Genomic DNA, 8,124 nt, shown 5'->3' with positions numbered 1-8,124 from the left:
AAGGAGATCGAAGGGCTGGCCGAGGTGGCCTGCCGACAGGTCGGCTTGGAGCTTGCCGACCTCGAGTACGTCCGCGAGGGCGGCCGGTGGTACCTCCGCCTGTATGTGGACAAACCCGGAGGGGTGACCCTGGACGACTGTGAGGCGGCCCACACGGCGGCCAGTGAGACGCTCGACCGGTCGGACCCCATCGGCCACGCCTACACCCTGGAGGTCGCGTCGCCGGGTCTCGAGCGCAAGCTCAAGCGGGAAGCGGATTTTGAACGGTTCGCCGGCAGCCGGGTGGAGATCCGGACGCACGTGGCGATCGACGGAAGCCGCCGCCTGCATGGAAGGCTGGTCGGGCTTCTTCGGACACCGGAGGGGTCTTCGCCCGACGGGCGCCAGGTGGCCGAGGAAGCCCCGGCGGTCCGGGTGACGATGGATGACGGCCGGGAAATCAGCGTGCCGCTGGCCGCGATCGCCCGGGCGCGTCTCGCCCCCGACCTACCGAATGGTGAGAAACGAGGTGGGGCCCGCAAATGAACCGGGAGTTCATCGACGCCCTCGACGACATCGAGCGGGAGAAGGGCATCTCCAAGAGCCTCCTAATCGAGGCCATCGAGGCCGCCTTGATTTCGGCCTATCGCCGCAACTTCGGCTCGACGCAGAACGTCCGAGTGGTCATTGACCATGAGGACGGCGACATCCGCGTCCTGGCCGGAAAAGTCGTGGTCGAAGAGGTCGCCGACCCGACCGTCGAGATCTCTCTCGACGAGGCGCGGAGCGTCGACCCCCGCTACGAGGCCGGGGACACGATGGAATTCGAAGTGACCCCGATGGAGTTCGGCCGGATCGCCGCTCAAACCGCCAAGCAGGTGGTCGTGCAGCGGATCCGGGAGGCCGAGCGCGGGATCATCTACGAGGAATACTCGAGCCGCGAGGGCGACATCGTCACCGGCCTGATCCACCGCCAGGAGGGGCGCAACATCCTGGTCGACCTGGGCAAGATCGAGGCCGTCCTACCGCCCACCGAACAGGTGCCGGCGGAGCGTTTCCGCCAGGGTGAGCGGGTCAAGGCCTACATCGTCGAGGTCAAACGGACGACCAAGGGGCCGCAGATCGTCCTTTCCCGGACCCATCCGGGGCTGGTCAAGCGCCTCTTCGAGCTGGAAGTCCCGGAGATCCATGACGGCGTGGTCGAGATCAAGTCAATCGCCCGCGAGGCCGGCTCGCGGACGAAGGTCGCGGTGTGGTCCAACGACGAGCGCGTCGACGCCGTCGGCGCCTGCGTCGGGCCCAAGGGGATGCGCGTCCAGGCGGTCGTCAACGAACTCCGCGGGGAGAAGATCGACGTCGTCAACTGGGACCCCGAGGCGTCGCGTTTCGTCGCCGAGGCCCTTTCGCCGGCCAGGGTGGTCACGGTTTACATCGATGAAAAAAGTCGGGTGGCCCGGGCCGTCGTCCCCGATTACCAGCTTTCGCTGGCCATCGGCAAGGAAGGGCAGAACGCCCGCCTGGGGGCCAAGCTCACCGGCTGGAAGATCGACATCAAGAGCGAGACCCAGATGCAGAAGTTGATCGAGGAAGGTGCCTTCGAAGTCGCCGGGCCCGAGGAGGCCCCCGAGGCCGAGCCTGAGGCCGTTCCGGTAGAAGCCGGCGAGGCCGGGGAAGCCCCCGAGGCCGGCGCTCTTCCCGATGGTGAGGCCCTACCCGCTGAGGCGGCGGAGGGGGTTCCGCCTGAGGGTGAACAGCTGCCCGGCGAGGCCCAGGGTGATGCGGCCGAGCCCCTCCCGGACCAGGGCGCAGAGGCCCTTCCGGCAGGCGAGCCCGGCGACGAACCGGCACCGGCCTCCGATCCAGTCGCCGTCCCGGGGGCGGTCCCGGAGCAAGCGCCGACCGCCACAGGCGCCCCGCCCGCCCCGGTTAGCTGGACCGGGCGTGAGGATGAGTGGGGCGGAGGGGACGCCGATGGCGACAAGAAGAAGAAGAAGCGCCGCGGTGGCGGAAAGCATCGGCCCTGACCGGCCGATGCTCGAACGGCTCAACCGCGCTTGGACCCATGGGGGTTTTGACGATGAGGTGATGATGGGTGAAGAAGCGTCGGGTGCCCTTGCGGCTCTGCCTGGGGTGCCGAGAGATGAAGCCGAAGAAAGAACTGACCCGGATTGTCAGAACCCCGGAGGGGTCGGTGGAGATCGACTGGACCGGAAAGCGTGCCGGTCGCGGGGCCTACATATGTCCCAACCAGGACTGCCTTGACCTGGCCTTCAAGGCGAAGAGCCTGGAGAAGGCGCTTTCGCAGAGCCTTTCCCCGGAAGTTCTCGCCCAGTTGAGGTCGGCAATTACGGAGAGCGCGGACCGCAAGGCCGCGCCGCCCGGCCCGGTTAAAGGGCCAGGCGGGAACTCGGGGGTGATAGGGTGAGTAAGATTAGAGTCTACGAACTAGCTAAAGAACTCGACTTGCCGAGCAAGAAGGTCCTCGACACGCTGCTGGAAATGGGCGTGAGCGTCCACAATCACATGAGCGTGATCGAGGGTTCCGAGGCCGACCGGGCCAGGGCCGTCCTGATGCTCGGCTCGAAGGCCAAGGCTGCCAAGCCCGCGGCCGCCCCTGTGAAGCCGGCGCCGGCCGCGGTCGCCGGCCCGGCGATTGCCCCCACCACCGCCGGCCCAAGACGGGTTGCCCAGCCCACCCCGCCGGCCGGCGGGATCAAGCCGGCCACCCCGACCGGGCGCCCCCTGGGGGTCACCCTGGGGAAGGGCATCGGCCGGCCACTGAGCAAGTCCGAGTCGTACCAACCGACAAAAGTGCAGGCGGCCCCGGAGGCCGCCGCGGAGGCACCCACGCCCTCTCCAGCCCAGCCGGCCGAGCCGGCCCCTGTCCCACCGGCGGCTCCCGTGGCCGGGGCGACTGCCCCTCCGGCAGCCGCCCAGGTCGCCGTGACGCCGACCACCGGCACCGTGCCGGCGCCGGCCCGCCCGGCTGCGTCGGCGACTACCCCGGCGGCCCCGGTAGCCTCGGTAGTCCCAGTAGTTCCCACCGCTCCATCCGCCGGGGCCCGCCCGGCCGCTCCGAGACCGGTCCAGCCCGTGGCGGTTCAGCCGGCGGGGCCCCGTCCCTTGACCCAGCCGAGGCCGGTCACGCCCACCCAGCCCCGTCCAGCGGGAGCCGGGCCGGCTCAGGCTGGTTCGCGCCCCATTTCTCCGCCCCAGCGGCCGATGGGGGCGGGGGCTGGACGCGGGCCGCTGCCGGCCGGACAGCCCGGGCGTCCTTGGGCTGGACCCGGCAGGCCGGGACCCGGCCAGCGGGTCATGCCGGCCGGTCCGGGTCCGCGCCCTGGACAGGCGCCGGGGCAACGCCCCGGGCAGCCTCCGATGCAGCGCCAGGGGCAACCGCAAGGGCGCCCGATGGGGCCGGCTCAACGTCCGGGAGGCCAGTTCGGCGCTCCCGCCGGTCAATACGGCCGTCCGGACCAACGCCGCCCCGAGCGGCAGGGGCCGCCCGGAGGTCAGCCTGGTCATCGTCCGCCCGCCGCGGGCCCGACCGGCGGCCCGAGGCAGCCGGTGCCTGCTGGTCGGCCGACCGGCCGCGGTCCGGCCGCGCGCGGACCTGCGGCCCGCTATGGGGGCCGCGGTCCGGCTTCGATGCCCCAGCGCCGCCAGGCCCCGGAGGCCAAGAAGCCGGTCGTCCGTTCCAACAAGCCGATCCGCCTGGAAGGTCCGCTGACCGTCGCCGAACTGGCCGGGAAGCTTGCGATCAAAGGCAGCGACGTGATCAGGACCTTGATGGGCATGGGGATGATGGTCAGCCTGAACCAGGAGCTCGACCAGGAGACGGCCCGGATCGTCGCCACGGAACTGGGCTGCCAGGTTGAGGAGGTCAAGCCCGAGGTCGAGGTGGAAGCGGCGGCCATCGAGGAAGAGAAGGAGGAGGACGAAACCCTTCTCAAGACTCGCCCGCCGGTGGTCACGGTCATGGGTCACGTCGACCACGGGAAGACCTCACTGCTCGACGCCATCCGCAAGACCAACGTCACGGCCACCGAGGCCGGCGGCATCACTCAGCACATCGGGGCTTACACCGTCGAACGCGGCGATCGCAAGATAACCTTCATCGATACCCCGGGCCATGAGGCCTTCACTTCGATGCGGGCCAGGGGGGCCCAGGTGACCGACGTGGCCGTCCTGGTCGTGGCCGCCGACGACGGAGTCATGCCCCAGACCATCGAGGCCATCAACCACGCCAAGGCGGCTGAGGTGCCGCTGGTGGTGGCGATCAACAAGATCGACAAGCCCGAGGCCCAACCGGAACGGGTCAAGCGACAACTGGCCGACCAGGGCCTGCTGGCCGAGGACTGGGGCGGCAAGACGGTGATGGTCCCGGTTTCGGCCAGGACCAAGGATGGGCTGGACACCCTGCTCGAGATGGTCCTACTGGTGGCCGACTTGGAGAACGTCCGGGCCAATCCGGACCGGCCGGCCCGGGGCGCGGTCATCGAGTCCAGGTTGGACAAGGGCCGCGGTCCGGTGGCCACCTTGCTGGTCCAATCGGGGACGCTCCGCGTCGGCGATGTGTTCACCTGCGGGGCCACCTGGGGCAAGGTCCGGGCGATGGTCGACGACAAGGGGAAGCGGATCAAGAAGGCCGGCCCCTCGCAGCCCGTCGAGGTCCAGGGTTTCGTCGACGTTCCGGCCGCCGGTGATACCTTCCTGGTCGTCGGCGACGAACGCAAGGTCAAGGAGATCGCCTCCCGACGCCAGGAGAAGAAGCGCAAAGAGGAACAGGACGCCACCAGGCGGCTGACCCTTGACGACGTCTATCGGCAGATCAAGGAAGGCGAGATGAAGGGACTCAACCTCATCGTCAAGGCCGACGTTCAGGGGTCCGTGGAGGCCCTGGAGAAGGCTCTGTCCGCCATCCAGCAGGGCGAGGTCAAGGTCAAGGTGATCCACGGCGGCGTTGGCTCGATCAGCGAAAGTGATGTCATGCTGGCCTCGACCTCCGGCGCGGTGATCATCGGCTTCAACGTCCGGCCGGATCCAAACGCCAGACGAGTGGCCGAGGCAGAGAAGGTCGACATCCGCACCTACCGGATCATCTATGAGGCGGTCGACGACGTCAAGGCGGCCATTGTCGGCATGCTGGCGCCGGAGATCCGCGAGGTGGTCCTCGGCCGGATCGAGGTCCGCCAGTTGTTCAAGGTCCCGAAGGTCGGCGTGGTTGCCGGGTGCTTCGTGACCGAAGGCAAGGTAACCCGCACGGCCGGCGTCCGCGTGCTTCGGGAAGGCCGGGTGATCTGGGAGGGGAAGATCGACTCCCTGAGGCGGTTCAAGGACGACGTCCGGGAAGTGAGCGCCGACTACGAATGCGGCATCGGACTGGAGAACTACAACGACCTCAAGGAAGGCGACGTCTTCGAAGCCTTCACCACCGAGGAGATCAAACGGGAGGTCGCCCCGTGAGATGGTCGTCGCCGCCTGCCTTTGCCGGCTGTCCTTACCGGCTGGGGAATCCCTGAAAGACAAGCGACGGGTGGTCAAGAGCCTGATCGATAGGGTCAAGAACCGCTACAACGTCTCGGTGGCTGAGGTCGACCACCAGGATCACCACCACCTGGCCGACATCGGACTGGCGGCCGTCTCGAATGACGGGGACTTCGCCCGCGAAGTCCTCGAAGGCGTCGTCCGCTTCATCGAGCGGAACTCGGGGGCCGATCTCATCGACTATCGGATCGATATCCTCTAGACCCCAGAACAAAAAGGCGCAGGTGAGGAAGATGTCCCAGACCAGGGTTGAGCGCCTGAACGCGTCGTTTCAAAAAGAGATAAGCGACATCCTGCAGAGCGAGTTGAAGGACCCTCGAATTGGCTTCTGCAGCGTCACCCGGGTCGACCTGACTCAAGACATGAGGCAGGCCCGGGTCTATGTGAGCGTCCTCGGCCACGAAGAGCAGCAGGCCGCCACCCTGGCGGGTCTGGAGAGCGCGGCCGGGTTCATCCGCTCGGAGATCGCCCGGCGGATCAGGCTGCGCTACGCCCCCGAGATGGTCTTCCGGCTGGACACCTCGATCGCCCACGGGGTCAGGATCGCCGAGATCCTGAACCAGATCAAGAAGGACGAGGGAACGCCGGCGAAGCCCGAGGCGGCCCCGGGGGCGTCGGAGGCGCGGAAGCCGCCGGAGGGGAACGCCAAGTGAGCGCTCTGGTCCCGGCCGCCCTTCTGGAAGCCTTGCGGCGAGGTCATCGCTTCCTGACGGTCCTCCATGAGAACCCCGACGGTGACAGCCTCGGCACGGCCTTCGGACTGGCTATCGGCCTTGCGTCGCTGGGAAAGGAAGTCATCGTGGCCGGGGGCGACCCACTTCCTCCGGCCTACTCCTTTTTGCCCGGGAGTGACTCGCTGGTTAGCCCGGAGGGGGCGATCGGCCCCTTCGACGTGGCCATCCTTCCCGATTGCGCGGCCATCGACCGCACCGGAGCCGTCCGTCCTCTCGTCGAGGCCTGCCCGGTGGTGTTGAACATCGATCACCATGGGACCAACGACGGATTTGGCACGGTCGCCTGGGTCGACCCGGCCGCGTCGGCCGCCGGAGAACTGGCCTATCACCTCCTGTCGGCGCTCGGGGTGACCCTCACCCCGGACGTAGCCACCTGCCTCTATACGGCCATCATTACCGATACCGGGTCGTTTCACTATGACAGCACGAGCCCGCAGGGTCTGGAAATCGCCGCTGCCCTGGTCCGGGCCGGAGCCAACCCGGCCGCCCTGGCGACGAAGCTCTACGAGACTCGTTCCGAGTCGAGCCTCAGACTGCTCTCGCGGGCCCTCGACACGCTCGAGCTCAGTCCTCAGAGGAAGGTCGCCTGGGTCACCCTGACGCCGGCCGACTTTGCCACGGCCGGCGCCCCGGACAGCGAGAGCGACGGGATCATCAACTACCCCCGCCAGATCGAGGGGGTCGAGGTGGCCCTGTTCTTCAAGGCCGTCGGCCCCAACTTGGTCCGAGTGGGTTTCCGGTCGCGCGGCCGGGTCGACGTGGCCGCCCTGGCAGCCCGATTCGGGGGTGGTGGCCACGCCAAGGCCTCCGGCTGCCTCATCCGCGACCGCGACCTGGGTGCGGCCAAGGCCATGGTCATCGGAACCGCCCTGGAGGCGGTCGGCGAGTGAACGGGGGCCTCGTCATCATCAAGCCCCCTGGGATGACCTCTCACGACGTCGTGGCCTTCGTTCGACGATTGACCGGGGTGCGGCGAGTTGGGCACAGCGGCACCCTCGACCCGGCGGCCGCCGGTGTCCTGAACGTCCTGATCGGGCCGGCCGTGCGGCTGGTCGAGTACCTCCAGGAGGGTCGGAAGGTCTATCGCTGCCGGCTCGTCCTCGGGGCGACCACCGACACCCAGGATGCCACCGGACAGGTCATCGAACGACGGCCGGTGGTCACCGGGCGGAGCGACCTCGAGGCGATCCTCGGTGATTTCGTCGGCCCGATTGAGCAGGTCCCACCGATGTATTCCAGCCTCAAGGCGGGCGGTCTGCCCCTCCACAAGCTGGCCAGGCGCGGCCTTGAAGTGGAGCGCCGACCGCGTCCGGTGGTCATCTGGGACCTCCGGGTCCTCGACTATCGGGCCTCGGTGTCGGCGGGCGAAGGGGACCTTGCCGAGGCGACCCTCGAGGTGGTCTGCTCGAAAGGGACCTATGTCCGCACCCTCTGTACCGACGTCGGCCGGCGCCTCGGTTGCGGAGGACACATGGGTTTCCTGATCCGTCTGGAGAGCGGAGGATTCACCCTCGAAAACGGGGCCACCTTGGAGGAGCTGGCGGCCGCCCGGGAGACCGAGCGCTTGGCCGACTGTCTCCGGCCGGCGGCGGATCTCCTCAGGGATTGGCCGGAACTGCGGGTGGGGGCCGAAGAGGCGGCGGCCATCACCTCCGGCCGCTGGCGGACGGTGACCGGATGCTTGATCAAGGCCGATTCCTCCGAGACGGCCGGGCGGCCTTGGGTCAAGGTGACCCAGGGCGGCGACCTTGTAGCCGTCGGGCGCCGGGAACCGACCGTGGCGGCCGTGGGGCCGACCTTGGTCCACCTGGAGAAGGCTTTTCCACGAGGCAACGAAGCGCGAGGTAACCAAGGATGAGGGTCG

At 68.5% G+C, this 8,124-nt stretch carries 8 protein-coding genes and 2 pseudogenes; 9 read left to right on the top strand and 1 reads right to left on the bottom strand.

Going from position 1 to position 8,124, the window contains the following annotated elements; all coding sequences use genetic code 11:
* The 4 genes and pseudogenes from rimP to VGL40_14225 form a co-directional block, all read left to right on the top strand.
* Window positions 1-525, top strand: a 525-nt coding sequence (gene rimP, locus VGL40_14240; protein ID HEY3316422.1) for a ribosome maturation factor RimP, incomplete at its 5' end; no start/stop codon positions are given.
* A complete protein-coding gene (gene nusA, locus VGL40_14235) occupies window positions 522-2,003 on the top strand; it encodes a transcription termination factor NusA (protein ID HEY3316421.1) in 1,482 nt (493 codons plus the stop codon). The genes rimP and nusA, both read left to right, overlap by 4 nt.
* A gap of 68 nt (window positions 2,004-2,071) precedes the next feature.
* Window positions 2,072-2,314 (top strand): annotated as a pseudogene (locus tag VGL40_14230) (YlxR family protein).
* Between the two features lie 86 nt (window positions 2,315-2,400).
* Window positions 2,401-2,472 (top strand): annotated as a pseudogene (locus VGL40_14225) (translation initiation factor IF-2 N-terminal domain-containing protein).
* A 26-nt stretch (window positions 2,473-2,498) separates the two neighbouring features.
* On the opposite strand, the gene VGL40_14220 reads toward VGL40_14225, so the two are convergent.
* Complete coding sequence (locus VGL40_14220; GenBank protein ID HEY3316420.1) at window positions 2,499-3,023, bottom strand: hypothetical protein; 525 nt, start codon at window positions 3,021-3,023, stop codon at window positions 2,499-2,501.
* Between the two features lie 604 nt (window positions 3,024-3,627).
* Here VGL40_14220 and infB point away from each other — a divergent pair.
* From infB to truB, 5 genes are read left to right on the top strand one after another with little or no spacing between them, the layout of a single operon-like run.
* Entirely contained in the window at window positions 3,628-5,445 is a 1,818-nt protein-coding gene (gene infB, locus VGL40_14215; protein HEY3316419.1) for a translation initiation factor IF-2, read from the top strand.
* Window position 5,446: 1 nt separating this feature from the next.
* Window positions 5,447-5,728 carry a DUF503 domain-containing protein gene (locus VGL40_14210; protein ID HEY3316418.1) on the top strand — a complete coding sequence of 94 codons (282 nt, stop codon included), beginning with the start codon at window positions 5,447-5,449 and terminating at the stop codon, window positions 5,726-5,728.
* A gap of 31 nt (window positions 5,729-5,759) precedes the next feature.
* On the top strand, window positions 5,760-6,179 hold the full coding sequence (gene rbfA / locus VGL40_14205; protein HEY3316417.1) for a 30S ribosome-binding factor RbfA: 420 nt from the start codon (window positions 5,760-5,762) through the stop codon (window positions 6,177-6,179).
* Complete coding sequence (locus VGL40_14200) at window positions 6,176-7,150, top strand: bifunctional oligoribonuclease/PAP phosphatase NrnA (protein ID HEY3316416.1); 975 nt, start codon at window positions 6,176-6,178, stop codon at window positions 7,148-7,150. The genes rbfA and VGL40_14200 overlap by 4 nt, the downstream gene beginning before the upstream one ends.
* A complete protein-coding gene (gene truB / locus VGL40_14195) occupies window positions 7,147-8,118 on the top strand; it encodes a tRNA pseudouridine(55) synthase TruB (protein HEY3316415.1) in 972 nt (323 codons plus the stop codon). Before VGL40_14200 ends, truB begins: the two co-directional genes overlap by 4 nt.
* Window positions 8,119-8,124 lie beyond the last annotated feature (6 nt).

This window comes from Bacillota bacterium (assembly GCA_036504675.1).
In the GTDB taxonomy this organism is placed as follows: Bacteria; Bacillota; Sulfobacillia; order JAJYWN01; family JAJZPE01; genus DASXUT01.
This window is presented reverse-complemented; position numbering and strand designations above follow the sequence as displayed.